Below are 16772 nucleotides of genomic sequence, written 5' to 3' on the forward strand. Positions count from 1 at the left end.
GCGCACCCGCGGCACACTGTCTGGAAGGCATCGCTGGCCGACCTGCGCCGCAGCCGGTGGCACCAGCATCCGCAGCCCTGATCGCGCGGTTCGTCCAGGGTCTCCGTCGGATCGTCATGGGGCCGGGCTCGGGCATCCGCGTAGGTTCGATGGGTGCCCACTCCGTTCGACGGCGTCCCGCCGCAGCAGTCCACCGCCGACGCCGAGACCGCGACGGGGCCCCGTCCCGGCCCGCACCGCATCCGCGTGACGGATCCGGCACCCGTCACGCCGGCGCCGCTCGAAATGGGCGACGACGCGACCGCCGCCCGCGGCATCCGGCTGACCAGTCGTTTCGTCACGCGCGACGGACGGCCGTGGATCCCGGTCATGGGGGAGTACCACTTCAGCCGTGACCGTCCCGAGCGGTGGGAGCGGGAGCTGCGCAAGATGAAGGCGGGGGGCATCGACGTCGTCGCGACGTATCTGCTCTGGATCGTCCACGAGGAGATCGAGGGCGCGCTCCGATGGGACGGGCCCTGCGACATCCGACGGTTCGTCGAGCTCGCCGACGCCGTGGGGCTGACGGTGATGCTGCGGATCGGCCCGTGGGCGCACGGCGAGGCGCGCAACGGCGGGTTCCCCGACTGGCTGCAGGCGCTGCCCCTCGCGCACCGCTCGAACGACCCGTCCTACCTCGAGCACGTTCGCCGCTGGTACGCGGCGATCGAGGAGCAGGTGCGCGGGCTGTTCCGCACGCCGGAGCATCCGGACGGCCCGATCGTCGGCATCCAGGTCGACAACGAGCTCTACGACGACGGCCCCCATCTGGCGACGCTGCGGGATCTCGCGGAGGACGTCGGCATGCGCGCGAGCCTGTGGACGGCGACCGGGTGGGGCGGGGCGCAGCTCCCGCGCGGACGCGTGCTCCCGGTCTACGCCGGCTACTCCGACGGGTTCTGGGAGGAGTCCGACACCGGCTGGCCGGCGTTCGGCGTCATGCACTTCACGTACAGCACGGTGCGCGACGACCTCACGGTCGGCGCCGATCTGCGCGACGCCCCCGCCGACGCACGCCCCGGTGCGTCGCTCGGCGGCGACGACCCCTGGCCGTTCGTCACGTGCGAGCTCGGCGGCGGCATGACGGTGGCGTACCACCGACGCCCCCTCGTGGATCCGGACGACGTCGCGGCGCTGGCCCTCACCAAGGTCGGAAGCGGCTCGGCGTGGCAGGGCTACTACATGTTCCACGGCGGCACTCAGGTGCAGGGCGAGCTCTCGTCGACGCAGGAGTCGCAGGCGACCGGCTACCCCAACGACGTGCCCGTGCGCGACTACGACTTCTTCGCGCCGCTGGGGACGGTCGGCTCGCAGCGTCCGCACTTCCACAAACTGCGTCAGCAGCACCTGATGCTGAGCGCGTTCGCGACCGAGCTCGCGTCGGCACCGGCCGTCATCCCGGTGCAGCGCGACGGCGCGCCACGCTGGGCCGTCCGCGGCGACGGGCGTCGCGGGTTCCTGTTCGCGAACAACCACCAGCCGGCGATCGCGGCCCTGCCCCCGGTCGCCTACGTGCAGTTCGAGGTCGCCTTCGACGATCGCGCCGTCACGGTGCCGTCGCAGCCGGTGACGCTGCCGACCGGCGCGTGCGTCGCCTGGCCGCTGCGTCAGCGGTACGGCGGGATCCGCGCGCTGACCGCGACCGCCCAGCCCATCACCCGCTTCGAGACCGCAGTCGGCACGGTCGTGCTCTTCGCCGCCGCCGACGGCATCGACCTCGAGCTGCAGTTCGAGGGCGTCGACCCCTCGCACATCCGCGGTGCGCGGGTCCGGGTGGACGACGGCATCGTCCATGCGATTCCGGATGCCGCGCCCGGCGTCGGCTGCGAGGTGATCGTCGGCGACACCACGCTCGTGTTCCTCGACCGCGAGACCGCCGAGTCGGTGTGGCGCGGGGTGATCGACGGGCGCGACACGATCGTGCTGTGGCCAGGGAGCGGCTGGTTCGAGGACGGCTTCCGCGCCGTCCGCGGCGCGGCGGACGCGGTCGTCCACGCGGTGCCGCCGCTGCGCGACGCGCCGCCCGCCGAGGTGGCGGCCGAGGGCACCGTCTTCACCCGGTACGCCCTGCCAGGCGGTGCGCACCCGATCCGGCTCGACGTGCCGGGCTTCGCCGCCGCCCCGGTCGCCCCCGTGCGACGCGGCGGCCCGGCCGGTCGCCTCTCGGCGCCGACCGACCAGGACTTCGAGCATTCCGCCGTCGTCGACGTGTCGCTGCCGGCGGAGGCGTGGGACGCCGAGCAGTCGATCCTCGAGCTGAAGTGGACCGGTGACGTCGTCCGCGCCTACGTGGGGGAAGAGCTGATCGCCGACCAGTTCTGGTCTGGCCGCCCGTGGGAGATCGATCTGACGCCGTACCGGTCGCGGCTGACCTCGGCGCCGCTGACGCTGCGGGCGTTCGCCTGGTCGCCGACGTCGGGCGTCTACGTCGATCCGCGGGTGCGTCCGACCGGCGACGTGCCCGTGCTCGAGATCCGCTCGGCGGTCGTCCGGCGGGTGCGCACCGAGACGCTCCGCTGAGGACCGGCGCGCGCGCTCAGCGCGTGCGCGGAGCGCGACGGGTCCGCCGCGCGGACGGCGGGCACCCGCCGAACCCCTCAGCCCGCGGTCGGCGCAGGTCCCGTCGACTCGCGCCACACGACGCGGGCGATCGGGTCGTCGGCGATCCGCGGCTCCTCGCCGCGGAGCCGGGCGATGAGCCGCGCCATGGCGTTCTCGCCGATGCGCTCGTGGTTGACGTCGACGGTGGTCAGCGACGGGACGAGCACGGCGCTGCCGGGGGTGTCGTCCCAGCCGGTCACGCTGACGTCGCCCGGAACGCTCCAGCCGCGCTGGTGAGCACCGCGGAGCACCCCCATCGCCACGAGGTCGTTGGCGGCGATGATGGCGGTCGGCTCCTCGCCCGCGCGGATGGACTCCACCGCGGCGATCCCCGATTCGCCCGACCAGTCGCCGTCGAACACGCCGGCGGACTGCAGCCCCAGGCGGTCGAGCGTCGCGGTGAACGTCGCGGCGCGCGCACGGGCCGACGCGAACAGCGACGACCCGGCGACATGGAGGAAGCGGCGGTGGCCGAGCCCGGCGAGGTGCTCGATGATCTCCTCCAGGGGGGAGGCGTCGACGAGCTCGCCCATGCCGCGCATCTCGTCGTCGAACGCCGCTGCCACGACGAGCACCGCATCGGCCGGGAGATCGCGCGTGGGCAGGTCGACCGTCGACAGCGCCAGGATGCCGTCGACCTGGCGTGAGTCCGCCAGCTCGAGCACGCGCTCCGCGCGCGCCGCGGCCCCGCCCTCGGGGCTGATGACCTCGACCTGGTAGCCGGCCTCATGCGCGGCGTGCGTCGCCCCCGCGAGCATGCGCGTGGGGTTGTAGGCGAGCGCCGGCAGCACCACGGCGACGCGACCCGTCACGCGCGTGCGCATCGAACGGGCCGCGAGGTTCGGCCGGTAGTGCAGCTGCGCGATCGCCTCGGCGACGCTGTCGCGCGTGCGGGGTTTGAGTCCCTCGCCGCCGAAGCGGAGATACCGCGACACGGTCTGGTGCGAGACGCCCGCGAGGCGGGCGACCTCCATGATCGTCGGACGCCGCGACCCGGTCGGCTGGGTGGTCATCGGCGTCTCCCTCCGCGCTGTCGTCCGTCGCGCTGCGTCTCACGGTACGCCACCGCGCGCGAGTGAACGATCATGGCCGACGTCCGGCGTGCGTGCTGAGGCCGCCTTGACAGTAAAGGTGATCGTTCACTACGGTGGCGGCACCACCAATAGTGAACGAACACTTTCTTGAGAGGACGATGATGTTCCGCAGTAGGAGACTGGCGGCCGGGATCGCGCTGACCGCGTCGCTCGGCCTGCTCGCCGGGTGTGCGAGCGATGCCCCCGAGGGTGCCGGCACGCCGGACCCGGATGAGGAGGTCACCCTCGACTTCGCGTTCTGGGGGAACGACGTCCGTGCCGAGATGTACGACGAGGCGATCGCCGCCTTCAACGAGGAGCACCCGAACATCACGGTGAACTCGACGTTCCTCGCCTGGGACGAGTACTGGGAGAAGCGGCAGACCGAGGCCGCCGGGCGCGATCTTCCCGACGTGTTCCAGATGGACATGACGTACGTCCGTCAGTACTCCGAGAACGGGCTGCTCCTGGACCTCACCCCGTACCTCGGCGGGGTCATCGCGACCGACGGGTACGAGCAGAACGTGCTCGACATCGCGAAGGTCGGCGACGCGACGGCCGGCATGCCGATCTCGACCAACGCGCTCGGCATGTTCCAGAACCCGATGCTCGCCGACGAGGTCGGGGCGGAGCTGTTCCCCGGCGGCGACTGGGACGACTACGACCAGTGGCTGTCCGACGTGCGCGATGCGGCGAACGAGGCGGGCGTCCAGGCGTGGGGTGGGAGCAATCCCACCGGCTTCATCCAGACGTTCGAGCTCGCGCTGCGCTCGGAGGGCAAGTCCGTCTTCACCGAGGACGGCGAGGTCGGGTTCACGAAGGAGGAGCTCGCCGACTTCTGGAACCGCGGCGTCACGCTGCGCGACGACGACGTCGTCACGCCGCAGCAGCGGCTCGAGGAGCTGTCGCCGATGTCCGGCTTCGACGCGGCCGAGCAGCTCTCCGAGATCACGTGGGACAACTTCGGTGCGGGCTACCTCGCCAACCTCGGTGAGCCGTACACCGAGCTCGAGCTCGTGGCGCCTCCCGTCACCGACGAGGGGGCGAAGGATCTGTACATGAAGGCCGGCATGCTGATGTCGGCGGCGCAGACGACCGACCACCCCGAGGCGGCGGCCGCGTTCATCGATTTCATGGTCAACAGCCCCGAGGCGGGGGCGATCTTCGGCACGAACCGCGGCATGCCGGCATCCGAGACGCAGCGGGACGGCATCGAGCTCGATGCGATCGCCCAGCAGATCCTCGACTACGAGGCCTCCATCGCCGACCGGCTCGGCGACCCGCCGCCCGTGCCCATCGTCGGCTACGGGTCGGTCGAGGCGAAGTTCAAGGCGCTGGGTCAGGAGCTCGGCTTCGGGACCATCACGGTGGATGCCGCCGTCGATCAGCTCTTCGCCGAGATCGAGGTGATCGTCGGGCAGTGACCCGGCCCTGCCGGCGCGGCTCTTGCGGTGGGCCGCGCCGGCAGCTGTTCTCCGCGGCCGGTCACCGACTCTCCTGGGGCCGGACCGCCTGAGCGCCGCGTCGTCAAGAGGCGGCGCGATCGCCGCGCGCCGACTAGCGTCGACAGTGCCCCGGCGCGACTGCGCCCCGGACAGGGAGAGCGGATGACACCTGCGAAGGCCGACGAGACCGCTGCGCTGCTGGACGGTCGCTATCGACTGGACGAGTGCGTCGGCGAAGGCGGCATGGCGCGCGTCTACCGCGCCGAGGACGTGATGCTCGGGCGTGCCGTCGCGATCAAGATCATGCGGCCCGGTGTCGACGGTTCCTCCTCCGAGCGCGCCCACAGCGAGATGACGGTCCTCGCCTCGCTCAACCACCCGTCGCTCGTCACGCTCTACGACGCCCGCCTGGTCCCCGGCCGGCCCGAGTACCTGGCCATGGAGTTCGTGGCCGGTCCGACGCTCGCGGCACGACTCGCGGCGGGCGCCCTGCCCCCCGACATCGTGGCGCATCTGGCGACCGAGCTGGCGGAGGCGCTGCACGTCGTGCACAAGGCCGGCGTCGTGCACCGCGACATCAAGCCCTCCAACGTGCTGCTGAGCCCGCCCCAGATCCCCGGCGCCCGCCCGCGCGCGAAGCTCGCGGACTTCGGCATCGCGTACCTCCTCGATACCTCGCGACTCACGTCGCCCGGCCTGGTCATCGGCACCGTCGCCTACCTCGCACCCGAGCAGCTCCGCGGCGGCGATCCGGCCCCCGCCTCCGACATCTACTCGCTCGGCCTCGTGCTGCTGGAGGCGCTCACCGGCGACCGCGCCCACCCGCACGGCGGCGGCATGGCTGCGGCGCTGGCGCGTCTGGAGAACCCGCCCGTCGTGCCCGCCTCGCTGGGCCCGGGGTGGACGCAGCTGCTCACGCGCATGCTCGACACCGAGCCGGGCGCGCGCCCGACGGCTGCCGAGGTCGCGGCGGCCGCCCGCGGACTGACGGAGCGGATGCCGACGGCCGGGGCCGCCGTGGATCGGACCGCTGCGACCGCTGCGACTGTTCCGTTGACCGGACCGACGCTCGTCGCGCCGCTCGCGGGCATCGCGGGTGCGGGAGCGGGTGCTGCTGCTGCCGGCCCGGCCGGTCCCGCCTCGACCCCCGGCTCCGCTGCGGCAGCGGACCCGGCGCGCTCGAACGACGTCGGTCGGACCCGTCGGCGCCCGCGTCCCGTCGCCCTCATCGGGGCGGGGCTCGGTGCTGCCCTGGTCGGGCTCGCGGCCGTGCTCGGCATCTCGGCCCTGAACGCCCCCAGTCCCTCGCCCGAGCCGGCGCTGACCGTCCCCGCCGACCCCGCACCCTCCGAGCCGCCGGCCGACGACTCCGGGAACGACGTCGTCGTCGACCCCGGCATGACCGACGAGGAGCGCAAGGCGGCCGAGGAGGCCCAGAAGAGAGCCGAAGAGGCCCAGAAGAAGGCCGAGCAGGAGCAGAAGAAGCTCGAAGAGGAGCAGCGCAAGCAGGCCGAGGAAGAGCAGAAGCGGCTCGAGGACCAGGGCGACGACGGCGACGACTGAGCGGCGCGCGCTTCAGGCGGGATTCAGCCGCCGAGCGCCAGACTGGAGCGGATGCGGATTCTGGTGGTGGATGACGAGGTGCGCCTGGCCGACGGCATCCGTCGCGGATTGGAAGCCGAAGGCTTCGGCGTGGATGTCGCTCACAACGGCGTGGACGGACTGTGGCGAGCCCGCGAGACCGCGTACGACGCGATCGTGCTCGACCTCATGATGCCGGGCATGAGCGGCTGGCGGGTCTGCGAGGCGCTGCGCGCGGAGGAGAACTGGACGCCCGTGCTGATGCTCACCGCGAAGGACGGCGAGTGGGACCAGGTCGAGGCGCTCGAGACGGGCGCCGACGACTACGTCACCAAGCCCTTCTCGTTCGCCGTGCTCGTCGCGCGGCTGCGTGCACTCATCCGCCGTGGCGGGGTCGAGCGGCCGACAGTGCTCGAGGCGGGCGACCTGCGACTCGATCCGGGAGCCCGCAGGGCGTGGCGCGGGGACGCCGAGATCGACCTCACGTCGCGGGAGTTCTCGGTGCTCGAGCACCTCATGCGCCACCGCGGGCAGGTGCTCTCCAAGCGCGACCTCATCGCCGGCGTGTGGAACGACGACTTCGAGGGCGACCCCAACATCGTCGAGGTGTACGTCGGGCACCTGCGGCGCAAGGTCGACCGGCCGTTCGGTCGCGCGGCGATCGAGACCGTCCGCGGCGCGGGGTACCGTCTGGCGGCCGACGGTGGCTGAGCGACGCCGCCGGTCGCTGCGGACCCGCATCTCCGCGGCCGCGACGCTGGTCGTCGCCGCCGCGCTCGTGGCCGGGGCGCTGGCGTTCTACGGCATCCTCTCCTCCAGCATCCGCGATGCCGCCGTCCGCGGCGCCGAGGCGCGCGCCGAGCAGCTGGCCGCGCGGGTCGACACGGAAGGGCTCTCGGCGGTGACCGAGCTGGAGGACGACATCGTGCAGGTCCTCGACGACGACGGCCGCGTCGTGGCGGCGTCGGAGGAGGCCGACGGCGGCGACCTGCCCGACGGCGAGGGCGCGAGCGTCGCCACGTTCGACGGCGAGCCGATGCTCGTCGTGCGGGAGGACCTCGACGACGGCGCCCTCCTGCTCGCCGTCTCGGTCGAGGACGACCAGGGCACGCTCGCGACGGTGGCGCTGCTGCTCGCGGTCGCCGTCGCAGGCGTCACGGGGCTGGTCGCGGCGATCACGTGGTGGGTGGTCGGGCGCGCCCTCCGCCCGGTCGCGCGCATCCGCGCGGAGGTCGACGACATCACCGCCGACCGCCTCGACCGCCGTGTCGCGGTGCCGGCCTCGGGTGATGAGATCGCCGCGCTCGCCGGCACGATGAACCGCATGCTGGACCGGTTGGATGCCGCGGCCACCGCGCAGCGGCGGTTCGTGTCGGATGCCTCGCACGAGCTGCGCTCCCCGCTCGCGACGATCCGCCAGCACGCCGAGCTGGCCCAGCTGCATCCGGACGCGACCTCCGTCGACGACCTCGCCGGGGTGGTCCACGACGAGGGGCTGCGCATGCAGGAGCTCGTGGATGCGCTGCTGCTGCTGACGCGGCTCGACGAGCAGGCGGCGCTCCGCGAGGACCTGGTCGACCTCGACGACCTCGCGCTCGCCGAGGTGCGGCGGCTGCGCGCGGGCGGCGCCACCGTGGACGGGTCGGGCATCCGCGCGGCGCGGGTGCGCGGCGACGCCAGGCTGCTGGGGCAGCTGGTGCGGAACCTCGCCGACAACGCCGCCCGCCATGCACGATCCGCGGTGGCTATCGGGGTGACAGGTTGTGGCGCGGAGGTGGTGCTGACCGTCGACGACGACGGCGCCGGTGTGCCGCCCGACGAGCGCGATCGCATCTTCGAGCGCTTCGTGCGGCTCGACGAGGCGCGCGCCCGCGACGCGGGCGGCAGCGGCCTGGGGCTCGCGATCGTCCGCGCGATCGCGGAGGCCGAAGGCGGCGGCGTGCGCGTCGAGGACTCGCCGCTCGGCGGGGCGCGGTTCTCGGTCGTGCTGCCCGCCGCATCCTGAAGACGCCTTCAGGACGCTTCAGGCGTGCTTCAGCGGCCGGCCTGCACCATCGAATCATGGACGACAAGAACAGCACCCCCGAGACTTCCCCCACCACGCCCCAGCCCGTCGACGCCGGCCGGGAAGAGGCCGCCCAGGCAGACGCCGCCCGGACCGACGCGACCACGGCCACGGTGACGCCGACTCCCGCTCCCGCAGCCCCGAAGCGCCGCCGCACCCGCGGCCTGCTGATCGCCGGCGGGGCGGTGCTCACCGCCGCGATCCTCGCCGGCGGCGGCATCGCCATCGGCTCGGCGATCGCCGACGAGGCCGACGACGCCGGCGACGCCATCGCCTCGGCGGTGTCGGACGACGGCGCCGATGACGCGACCGACGACGGCTCCGCCGACGACGGCTCTGCCGACGACGACGCGTCCGACGACCGCGCGTCCGGCGACCTGTCGAACCTCGGCACCGACTCCGCCGACGACCTCGTCGCCATGGTCGAGGCCGCGTCCGGCGCCGGCGAGGGCGAGCCGGTGTCGATCGACCTGAAGCGCGACGGCGGCGCCGAGGTGTCGCTCGAGACCGAGAACGGCACCGAGACCGAGGTGCGGGTCGACGCCGCCGGGGAGACATCCGTCACCTCCACCGAGGAAGCCGACGCGGACGACACCGCGCCCCAGAACGTGCTCGACGCCGACGCGATCGCGGCGATCGTCGACGCGGCGCTCGCCGAGGCCGACGGGCGCATCGTCGAGATCGAGGCCGACGACGACAGCACCTCGCCGTGGGACGTCACGGTGCTCACGGCGGGCGGCGAGTTCATCGAGATCGACCTCGACGCGGAGTTCGCCGTCGTGGCGACCGGCGCGGACAGCGACGACTGAGCGCAGCGGGCGGCGGTCACCCGGATCGGGTGGCCGCCGCGTCGCGTCGTGACCGGTCCGGAGGCATCCGAATCGGTCCGAGCTCCGAATCACCCGCGACAGCCTTTCCGCTGTCGCGGGCGCGGCCGACGCCGCGAGACGAAGGAGTCCATCCCATGAGAATCTCAAGAGCCGTCGCGGCCGCCGCGGCGGGAGTGGCCCTGGTCCTGGGGACCGCAGGAGCGGCATCCGCTGCTCACGACGACAACCCGTCGGCGACCGTGGCCAGTTACAGCTACGACCTCGAGTCGATCCAGCCGGCCGACGTGCCCGGCGGCCAGGCCAGCGGGACCACACGGGTCAAGGCGCTGCCCAACGGCAAGCTGCAGGTGACGGTGGAGGCGTGGGGCCTCTCGCCGAACCTGCCCCACGCGATGCATCTCCACGGCGTGCCGGGGAATGCCGCGGACCTCGGCTGCCCGGGTCCCGATGCGGCCGGCCCGGACGGAGTGGTGACGGTGGTCGACGGCGTGCCGTTCTACGGCGGCATCCTCACCTCGCTCACCTCGACCGGAGACGTCTCGCCCAGCAGCGCCCTCGCGCTGGATCGGTTCGCGGTCGCCGACGCCAGCGGATACCTCTTCTACCAGCGCACGCTCACGAGCGTCCCGGGGTACGCGGACGCCGGGATGGTGCAGGTCATCGTGCACGGCATCGACTTCGACGGCAACGGCCAGTACGCGTTCAACCCGGACGACCCGTTCGCCAGCCGCTCGTCGTCGCTGGGTGCGGCCATCCCGCTCGAGGCGACGGTTCCGGTGCTGTGCGGGGGCATCGCAAACTGACGTCGGACGGCGGTCGTCTGCCCGGTGCGGGCACCTCGTGTCAACGGGGTGCCCGCACAGGGCGTTCTGCCTAGCCTGAGGTGATGGCGGTCAGAGAGCTGTGGTTGGTGCGGCACGGGGAGAGCATCGGCAACGTCGCGGCGACGAGAGCCGAGATCGACGGGCTCGAGGTCATCCCCCTCGACGAGCGCGACGCCGACGTCCCGCTGTCCGATACGGGTCGCGAGCAGGCGACGGCGCTCGGCGCATGGCTGCACGACCGGCGGGCGACGATCGACGCCTTCTGGGCATCGCCGTATCTGCGGGCTCGTGAGACGCTCGCACTCGCCCTCGACGCGTCCGGCGCGGACGCCGCGGTGGTGGTGGACGAGCGGTTGCGCGACCGCGAGCTCGGCATCCTGGATCTGCTCACCCGGACCGGTGTCGCGCGCCGCCACCCCGACGAGATGGCCCGGCGCAGGCACCTCGGCAAGTTCTACCACCGCCCGCCCGGCGGGGAGTCATGGGCCGACGTGGCGCTGCGGCTGCGCTCGTTCCTGCGTGAGGCGCTCGAGGGTCCGGGCGAGAGCGTGCTGATGGTGGCCCACGACGCGGTGGTGATGCTCCTGCTGTACGTGCTGCTGCCCCTCCGCGAAGACGAGCTGCTGGCGTTCGCCGAAGACCACACCGTGCTCAACGGGTCGGTCACCCACCTGGTTCGCAGCGACCGCGGCTGGGAGCTCGTCGACTTCTCCGACGTCGCGCACCTGCGGCGAGAGGGCGCCGACGTCACCGCGCACCCGGGGAACCCCGATGTCGAGCCGGCCTGAGCGCGTCACCGAGTCGCTGCTGCGCGGCTGGGGCCTGCCCGACCCCGGCGACTCGAAGAAGTCGCGCGGAGACGTCGTGGTGGTCGGCGGCTCGAGGACGTCGCCCGGTGCGGTGCTGCTGGCGGGCGAGGCCGCGCTCCGCGTCGGCGCCGGACGCGTCGCGCTCGCCGTGCCCCAGTCCATCGACGCCCACGTCGGCATCGCGCTGCCCGAAGCCGGCATCCTCGCGCTCCCCGATGATGCCGAGACGCCCCTCGGCGGCGCGCTGCGGGAGCAGCTCGAGTCGGCGGATGCCGTGCTCGTCGGTCCCGGATTCTCCGACGCCGACGAGACCCGGGCCACGCTGCTCGCCGTCGCGAACGTGGGCCCCGAGGTGCTCGTGCTCGACGCGTTCGCCCTCGGTGTGCTCGGCGATGTGGACCGCGGCGCCCTGCCGGCGCGGCTCGTGCTGAACCCGAACAAGGAGGAGGCCGGGATCCTGCTGGGGCGCGACCTCGACGACCACGTGGACGACGTGCGCGAGATCGCACGCCGCTTCGATGCGGTGGTGAACTGCTACGGCGTGGTCGCGGACCCGTCCGGCCGCGCCTGGCGCGTCGACGAGGGCGACGCCGGGCTGGGCACATCGGGGAGCGGGGACGTGCTCGCCGGCGCGATCGCCGGGTTCGCCGCGCGCGGGCTCGAGCCGTCGCGGGCCGCGGTCTGGGCGGCGTGGACGCACGGCCGCGCGGGGCGGCTGCTGGGCGCGCGCCTCGGACTCGGCTTCCTCGCGGGGGAGCTGGCGCGGGAGCTCCCCGTCGCGATGCGCGACGTGGGGGTCTGACTCAGCGCGGATCGGCGGGGCGGGCCTGCCCCGCCCGGCGCCGCGCCGCGCCGGTGATCCGCAGGGCCGGGAACGTCAGCATCGCAATGAGGATGGCTACGGCGGCACTGCCGGCGGCGGCGAGGTGCGCGGCCGCGAGGCCCGCGTCAACGGCGGCCGCGCTCGTACCACCGGCGTCGACCGTCGCCGCGTACGCCGCCGCGTTGGCGGCGCCGAAGACGGCGATGCCGATGGCGCCCCCGATCTGCGCGGTGGCCGATGCCAGCCCCGAGCTCACTCCGGCGTTGCGCGCGGCCATGCCGTCGGCGATGACGAGGGTGGTCGGCGTGAAGCTGAACGCGACGCCCGTGGCCGCGAGGATCAGCACCGGCAGCACGCGCCAGATGTACGGCGCGCCGGCGTCGATCGACGCGAACAGCAGGTGCGCGACCACGAGCATACCGAGCCCCGCGAGCACGACCTTCTCGGGTCCGAAGCGACGGAGGACGCGCGGCAGCACGAGGGTGCTGACCGCGAACCCGGCGAGGGACGTCGGCAGCATCGCGAGCCCGGCGACGGCGGGCGCGTAAAGGAGGACCTGCTGGATGAGGAGGGCGACGAGCACGAAGCACGCGATGCGCGCCGCACCCCCGAGCATGTTCACGACAATGCCACCGGAGACCCGCGCGTCGCGGAGCGCGGACGGGGAGAGGATCGGGTCGGACGCGCGCCGCTCCACGAGCACGAACGCGAGTCCGGCGCCGACCGCGGCGAGGGCCGCCATGATGACCTCGGGAGAGACGAGACCGGCATGGGGCGCGGCGAGGACCGCGTAGACGACCGCGACCGCGGCGACGGTGACCAGGGAGGCGCCCGTCGCATCGAACGAGCGCCGCGATCCCTTCTCGTCGACCGGGAGCATCGCCCAGCCCGCCAGGAGGATGGCGGCGGAGAAGGCGGCGGTGACCACCATCACGCTGTTCCACCCGAACGAGCCGGTGAGGATGCCGCCGACGGTGACACCGAGCGCCCCGCCGACGGTGGATGCCGCCCCCCACCAGCTCATGATCCGGGTGCGGTCCTCGCCGGTGAAACGCGCGAGGATCACCGACATGGCCGCCGGGCTCAGCATGGCCGCCCCGGCTCCCTGGAGCAGCCGCGCGCAGATGAGCGTCACCTCGTCGGCCGCCAGGGCGCCGACGACGGATCCGATGGTCAGGACGGCGGCGCCGGCGAGGAACATCCGCCGGCGCCCCACGATGTCGGCGGCCCGGCCCGAGACGAGCAGCAGCCCTCCGAACGTCAGGAAGTACGCGTTGAGCACCCAGGCGGTGGCGGTGGCCGAGAGGTCCAGGTCCTCCGCGATGGAGGGCAGCGCGACGTTCAGGATGCTGGAGTCCATCATCACGACCAGCTGGGCGGCGACCAGCGTGAGCACGAGGGACAGCCGGCGGTGCTCAGACATGGGCGATTGCCTCCAGAACGGGGAGCCGCGCCGCGCCGCGGGCGGGGGCGAGGCCCGCGACGAGCCCGGCGACGGCGACGACGACGACGAGCGCGACGAGTTGGTCGACGGGGATCACGATCCCCAACGGCGCGATCGTCGACAACGCGCCGACCGCGGCGAACGCGGCGCCGATACCGAGGGCGAGCCCGGTGACGAGCGCGACCACCGCGACCATCACCGCTTCAGTCTGCACCATCAGCGCCACCCCGCCACGGGACATCCCCACGGAGCGGAGCAGTCCGATCTCACGCGTGCGTTCGACGATCGACAGGGCGAGCGTGTTGGCGATCCCGAGCACGGCGATGACCATCGCGAAACCGAGGAGCACTGTGACCAGGCCGAAGATCTGGTCCACGGTCTGCGTGCGGCCGGCGATGACGGCGGCCTGGTCGCGGACCTGCACCGTCGGGTGGTCGTCGAGCGCCGCTCCCAGCGCCGCCGTCAGCTCCGCGGGGGTCGTGCCGTCGGCGGCGGTGACGAAGATGCTCGCGTCCATGTCTTCGGTGAACAGCCCGGCGTAGGTGTCGAGCGACACGAAGTAGTCGGTCTGCAGCGCCTGGGCGGGGCTGTCGGCGATGACGCCGACGACGGGAAGCGAGCGCTCGCCGGTGCGGGCGAAGGTCATCGGCAGTTCGTCGCCCACGCCGAGCTCGCGGTCGGCCGCGACGCGCTCGGCGATGATCACACCGCCTCCCGTCAGGGCCCCGAGGCTGCCGTCCACCATCCGGATGCCGGCGACGTCGGCGATGCGCTCCGGGTCGAAGGCGGTCAGTGCCGACGTCGACTCGCCGTCCTTCCAGTGCCCGTATTTCAGTCGCGTCGCGGTGCCGACCTCCGCAACGCCGAGGACCTCGTCGTACACGGACGCGTGCACCCCGCCGAGCATCTCCTGGCCGGCGCTCTCGATGACGACGTCGGCCGAGATCACCTCGCGGTACTGCGCGCCTGTCGCCGCCTTCACGGATGCTCCGACGACCGAGACGAACGCCATCAATGCAAGTCCGAACGCGAGCGCCATCACGGTCGCTGACGTCCGCCGGGGCGCGCGCAGGGCGGCGTCCCGGGCGAGTCGCCCCGGCACCGTGCCGGCGCCGGCGCGACCGACCGCCGCGACCAGCGGCCGCAGCGCAGCGGGACCCGCCATGACGACCCCGACGAGGGCGATGATGAGACCCGCGCCCAGCAGCACGACGGGCGCCCCGAACGTGGGCAGCGCGGCGACCACCGCACCGACGGCGAGCAGCGCCGCACCGGTGATGGTCCGTCCGCGACCCACGCTGCGCGCCTCCGCGGCACCGGCGCGCATGACGGCCAGCGGCGACACGGTCGCGGCGCGCCGCGCCGGGCCCACAGCCGACGCGACCGTCACCACGGTGCCGACCGCGAGCGCGATGAGGACGGTGCGCGGCTGGACGACGAGGTCGCCGTCGGGGATGCTGACGCCGAAGGTGCGCGACAGGCCGCGGAGGCCGTACGTGCTGGCGATGCCGAGCACCACTCCGGCTGCGGCGGCGACGGCTCCCACGACCAGGGCCTCGACGAGCACCGACCCCGCGACCTGCGCGCCGGTGGCGCCGGCGGCGCGTGCCACCGCCAGTTCGCGCGTGCGCTGCGAGATGACGATGCCGAACGTGTTCGCGATGAGGAAGGCGCCGATGACGAGCGCGGCGACGCTCATCGCCACGAGCACGATCTGCAGCATCTCGAGGTTCGAGGCGGCTTGCTCGGCGCCGGCGGCGGCGAGGTCCTGCGCGGTGGCGACCTGGACGTCGCCGCCGAGCTCGTCGGCCAGGAGCGGCTGGAGATCGCCGACGGGGAGGTCGGAGGTGATGAGGAGCTCGCTCAGCCCGTCGCCGAGACCGAGCGCGGACTGTGCGCCGGCGAGCGTCGCGAGGGCGACGGCACCCACTGGCGGCCCGTCGGCCTCGCCGAATCCGACCAGTCCGACGATGCGGGCGTCGACGCGCTGCTCGCCGACGACGGTCACGCGATCGCCGACGCCGAGGCCGAGCGCATCCGCGGTGGCCTTGTCGAGGGCGACCTCACCCGGGCCCGACGGGGAATCGCCGTCGAGCAGGGGATAGGAGCCGATGGGCGGCGCGACCCAGGTGGAGAGCTGGATGCCTCCGAGGTCGGTGGCATCCCGCTCCAGACGGGCGGCGCCCTTGGCGACCGGCACCGCGGCGGTGACATCCTGGATGGCGGCGACCTCCTCGAGGACTCCGGCGGCGAGCGGATCCCGCTCGACCTCCACGCCCATACCCGAGTCGAACGCGGTGGCGGTGCGGACCGTCACGTCGGCACCGGCGGCCGCCGTGGCGAACTGGTCGTCGAAGAGCTTCTGAGCGGTGTCGTTGAGGATGAGGCTGCCCGAGACGAAGGCGACCCCCAGCATGACGGCGATCACCGTCAGGGCGAGGCGAAGGCGGTGCGCGACGAGCTGGGCGAGGGCGAAGCGGATCATGCCGCCACCTCCACTGCGGCGTCGAAGCGAGCCATCCGGTCGAGCACGCTCGCGGCGGTGGGGTCGTCGAACCCATCCACCACGGCGCCGTCCGACAGGAACTCGACCCGGTCGGCGAACCCGGCGGCCGAGGGGTCGTGCGTGACCATCACGATGGTCTGACCGAACTCGCGCGCGGCGCGGCGCAGGAAGGTCAGGAGCGCCTGAGAGGCGCGGGAGTCCAGGGCACCCGTGGGCTCATCGGCGAACACGACCTCCGGGCGGGCGGCCAGGGCGCGGGCGACGGCCACCCGCTGCTGCTGACCGCCGGAGAGCTCGGCCGGTCGGTGGGTGAGGCGGTCGGCGATGCCGAGCGTGCCGGCGAGATCGTTCACCCAGTCACTGTCGGCCCGCGCCCCGGCGAGGCGGAGGGGCAGCTCGATGTTCTCCCGCGCCGTCAGCGCGGGAACGAGGTTGTACGACTGGAAGATGAACCCGATGCGGGTGCGCCGCAGGAGCGTGCGCTGCTTCTCGCCGAGCCCGGTCAGTTCCAGGTCGCCGAGACGGATGCTTCCCGAGTCGACCGTGTCGAGCCCGGCCATGGCGTGCATCATCGTCGACTTGCCGGACCCCGAGGGGCCCATGATGACGGTGAACCGGCCGCGCGCGACGGCGAGGCTGGCACGGTCGAGGGCGCGGACGGCGGCGGGCCCCGACCCGTAGGTCTTCACGAGGTCGGCTGCCTGAATGGCGATCGTGGTCATGATTCTTGCT

General features: G+C 73.2%; 13 protein-coding genes. 9 read left to right on the forward strand and 4 right to left on the reverse strand.

The genetic code is table 11. The features are described from left to right. Positions 1–153: 153 nt before the first annotated feature. Positions 154–2559, forward strand: a complete 2406-nt coding sequence (locus ACWGUG_RS06195) for a beta-galactosidase (protein WP_452324143.1) — start codon at positions 154–156, stop codon at positions 2557–2559. A 77-nt stretch (positions 2560–2636) separates the two neighbouring features. On the opposite strand, the gene ACWGUG_RS06200 is transcribed toward ACWGUG_RS06195, so the two are convergent. Next, positions 2637–3653 (reverse strand): LacI family DNA-binding transcriptional regulator, encoded by a 1017-nt coding sequence (locus ACWGUG_RS06200; RefSeq protein ID WP_452324144.1) that lies wholly within the window; start codon positions 3651–3653, stop codon positions 2637–2639. 179 nt (positions 3654–3832) lie between these two features. Between ACWGUG_RS06200 and ACWGUG_RS06205 the strand changes: the two genes are divergently transcribed. From ACWGUG_RS06205 to ACWGUG_RS06240, 8 genes are all read left to right on the forward strand, one after another. Beyond that, the gene (locus ACWGUG_RS06205) at positions 3833–5137 is read left to right on the forward strand and encodes an ABC transporter substrate-binding protein (protein WP_452324145.1); all 1305 of its coding nucleotides are present in this window, start codon (positions 3833–3835) and stop codon (positions 5135–5137) included. 183 nt (positions 5138–5320) lie between these two features. Beyond that, positions 5321–6721, forward strand: a complete 1401-nt coding sequence (locus ACWGUG_RS06210; RefSeq protein ID WP_452324146.1) for a protein kinase domain-containing protein — start codon at positions 5321–5323, stop codon at positions 6719–6721. Between the two features lie 51 nt (positions 6722–6772). Beyond that, on the forward strand, positions 6773–7450 hold the full coding sequence (locus ACWGUG_RS06215) for a response regulator transcription factor (RefSeq protein ID WP_336398191.1): 678 nt from the start codon (positions 6773–6775) through the stop codon (positions 7448–7450). Beyond that, the gene (locus ACWGUG_RS06220) at positions 7443–8744 is read left to right on the forward strand and encodes a sensor histidine kinase (RefSeq protein WP_452324147.1); all 1302 of its coding nucleotides are present in this window, start codon (positions 7443–7445) and stop codon (positions 8742–8744) included. Before ACWGUG_RS06215 ends, ACWGUG_RS06220 begins: the two co-directional genes overlap by 8 nt. Positions 8745–8800: 56 nt before the next feature. Beyond that, on the forward strand, positions 8801–9613 hold the full coding sequence (locus tag ACWGUG_RS06225) for a PepSY domain-containing protein (protein WP_452324148.1): 813 nt from the start codon (positions 8801–8803) through the stop codon (positions 9611–9613). A 155-nt stretch (positions 9614–9768) separates the two neighbouring features. Beyond that, positions 9769–10437, forward strand: a complete 669-nt coding sequence (locus ACWGUG_RS06230; RefSeq protein ID WP_336398194.1) for a hypothetical protein — start codon at positions 9769–9771, stop codon at positions 10435–10437. Positions 10438–10520: 83 nt separating this feature from the next. Beyond that, the gene (locus ACWGUG_RS06235; RefSeq protein ID WP_452324149.1) at positions 10521–11246 is read left to right on the forward strand and encodes a histidine phosphatase family protein; all 726 of its coding nucleotides are present in this window, start codon (positions 10521–10523) and stop codon (positions 11244–11246) included. Continuing rightward, the gene (locus tag ACWGUG_RS06240) at positions 11230–12069 is read left to right on the forward strand and encodes an ADP-dependent NAD(P)H-hydrate dehydratase (RefSeq protein ID WP_336398196.1); all 840 of its coding nucleotides are present in this window, start codon (positions 11230–11232) and stop codon (positions 12067–12069) included. Before ACWGUG_RS06235 ends, ACWGUG_RS06240 begins: the two co-directional genes overlap by 17 nt. 1 nt (position 12070) lies before the next feature. Here the strand turns inward: ACWGUG_RS06240 and ACWGUG_RS06245 are convergent, their stop codons facing one another. From ACWGUG_RS06245 to ACWGUG_RS06255, 3 genes are read right to left on the reverse strand one after another with little or no spacing between them, the layout of a single operon-like run. Next, positions 12071–13513 carry an MFS transporter gene (locus tag ACWGUG_RS06245; protein ID WP_452324150.1) on the reverse strand — a complete coding sequence of 481 codons (1443 nt, stop codon included), beginning with the start codon at positions 13511–13513 and terminating at the stop codon, positions 12071–12073. Then, the gene (locus tag ACWGUG_RS06250) at positions 13506–16019 is read right to left on the reverse strand and encodes an ABC transporter permease (protein ID WP_452324151.1); all 2514 of its coding nucleotides are present in this window, start codon (positions 16017–16019) and stop codon (positions 13506–13508) included. The genes ACWGUG_RS06245 and ACWGUG_RS06250 overlap by 8 nt, the downstream gene beginning before the upstream one ends. Beyond that, a complete protein-coding gene (locus tag ACWGUG_RS06255; protein ID WP_452324152.1) occupies positions 16016–16762 on the reverse strand; it encodes an ABC transporter ATP-binding protein in 747 nt (248 codons plus the stop codon). The genes ACWGUG_RS06250 and ACWGUG_RS06255 overlap by 4 nt, the downstream gene beginning before the upstream one ends. Between the last annotated feature and the right edge of the window lie 10 nt (positions 16763–16772).

Source organism: Microbacterium sp. NPDC055455, from assembly GCF_053619935.1.